This window comes from Paraclostridium benzoelyticum (assembly GCF_001006285.1).
Taxonomy (GTDB): Bacteria; Bacillota; Clostridia; order Peptostreptococcales; family Peptostreptococcaceae; genus Paraclostridium; species Paraclostridium benzoelyticum.
The window spans coordinates 1-2236 of sequence record NZ_LBBT01000231.1 but is presented as its reverse complement, the minus strand read 5'-3'; the positions used below and the strand labels follow the sequence as shown (position 1 = coordinate 2236).

The 2236-nt window shown below is 23.1% G+C and carries 1 protein-coding gene; it reads right to left on the bottom strand.

Annotated elements, in window-relative coordinates; genetic code table 11:
- Nucleotides 1–114: 114 nt before the first annotated feature.
- Nucleotides 115–2085, bottom strand: coding sequence for a sensor histidine kinase (locus VN21_RS11410; protein ID WP_046823394.1), 1971 nt, complete (start codon nt 2083–2085; stop codon nt 115–117).
- Nucleotides 2086–2236: the final 151 nt, after the last annotated feature.

Sequence of the window (2236 nt, the reverse complement as noted above, 5' to 3'; positions counted from 1 at the left end):
TAATCTAATTATATTCCTATTTTAAATTTTATACAATTTAAGCATTATGTGAATTAAAACTAAATCTTAAACAAAAACAAAATGGAAGACAAGTGTCCTCCATTTTACTGTTTATTATGTTATAACCTCATAGATATCAGAAAGTTCTAACTCAGCGTTATATGAATTTATATCATATATAGAAGGACAACAGTTTTCAATTGTTACATTTGGTAAAAATATTGTAAATGAACTTCCTTTATTTAAATCACTTTCAACAGTAATAACTCCATCATGAAGATTTACTAAAGACTTAACAATACTTAATCCTATTCCACTTCCTTCATTTGACCTAGTAAATGACTTATCTATTTGGACAAACTTATCAAAAATAACTTCTTGGTTTTCTTTAGATATACCAATTCCCTCATCTCTTACTACAATCTTAGTCCAGTGATTATCTATGTTTAAATTTACTAAAATAGAAGACCCTTTATTAGAAAATTTAATTGAGTTTGATAGTAAATTTAATATAGAGCGTTCAATCATATAAGCATCGCACTTTATAATATGCTCTTCTTCTTCAGTATCAAACTGTATATTTATACCTTTTGATAAAGCATATTCAACTACAGATAAGGTTACGTCTTCTACAATAGATACTATGTTATAATTTTTAAAATTTACTGTAAGAGTTCCAAGATCTATTTCAGATAAATCCATAATATTATTTACTAGTCTTGTCATTCTCTTACAGTTTGTTCTTAATATTTTGCTATACTTTTTATATATAGTGTTAAAATCTATAGTATTTTTTATGCTAAAATTATCTAATAATTGTATGGATGAATAAAGTAAGTTAATTGGAGTTTTTAACTCATGAGAAATATTAGCTATAAATTCGGTTTTTTCCTTATCATAAGTTTTAAGCTTTTTTACTTCTAATTCTTTTTTTACTACATCTGATATATCTATATATGTAACCGCTATCTCTTTTCTATTACTTGTTGAATTGATTGTTTGAACACAGCAATCTAAAGTTATATTCCTATCTTCAATTTTTATTACACCTCTCCAACAATTATTTAAATTTAATGACTTTATAATTTCATCATATTCATTTACTTTATAGATTTTATCTTTTAAAAGTAGAGTTAATTTATGAAGATTATTACCGCATGAATAATAATCTCTAACTTTTTTATTAGCATATAATAAGTTTGAGTATTCATCGAAAATCAGCATAAAACTATGTTTATCATTTTCTGATAAGTTATAAAATAAATTTAAATTATTATTTAATACTTTCGTTCTAGAGATATAAATAAACAATTCAATTAACGCTCCTATAATTACTATAAAAAAACAAATATACGTTAATGATATAGATACTAATTTAGTATAAAATGTTAATCGCGTTGATATATGTAGAGCGTAAATTGCTTTTATAGCAAGTATGAACACACTAGAGCTTAGAACTACAAATATAGCCTCTTGATCTTTTATTGATTTAGCAAATAGACATCCTGAACAAATCGTATATGTTATGGCTAAAAAAGTATTATAAACTATAAAAGCATTTGATTTAAATTCATAATTATAAAGGAACAAATTTCGTTCAAAAGTGCCAAGAAGTATAGTTAGAAATATTACAATAAATATTGAAAAAAATTTATTGTTAATTATGAGTTTACTAACTTTATTATTAGGGAGGATTGAAAGTATAAGAAGGAAAACTCTAATTAATGATGAAGATATTACTATATATAAAGATATACCTAATTCCTTGTAGTAATAAGGAAGATAATCTATATGTCCAAATAAAATACCTACTGATAAACCTACAAACATTAGTAAAACTAAAAAAATACTGTCATTTTTTGTTCGATTATAAGAAATTAAACAACTTCCTATTCCTAATAAAGAAATCATAAAATTAAAAAATTTTATAAAATGCAATGTAGATTCTAAATAATTTGGTTCAATGTTTTCTTTAAAAAATACATTTGCAATAATAATAATAATAGATAAGGTTAGCATGCTTAAAACAACATATACCAATAAATTATTTTTGTTGACTGTGTGTTCTCTATCTATTATTTCCATTATAATACCTCCTACTTTTTATATAAATCCTAACATAAAAATATATTTTATTTTGTCGTTTCTTGTTTATGTTTACGAAAAAATATATTTTATAATTCTGTTTTTATTAGATTAAAATTATAAACTTGAATATGCACTTATAGAGAGGTGT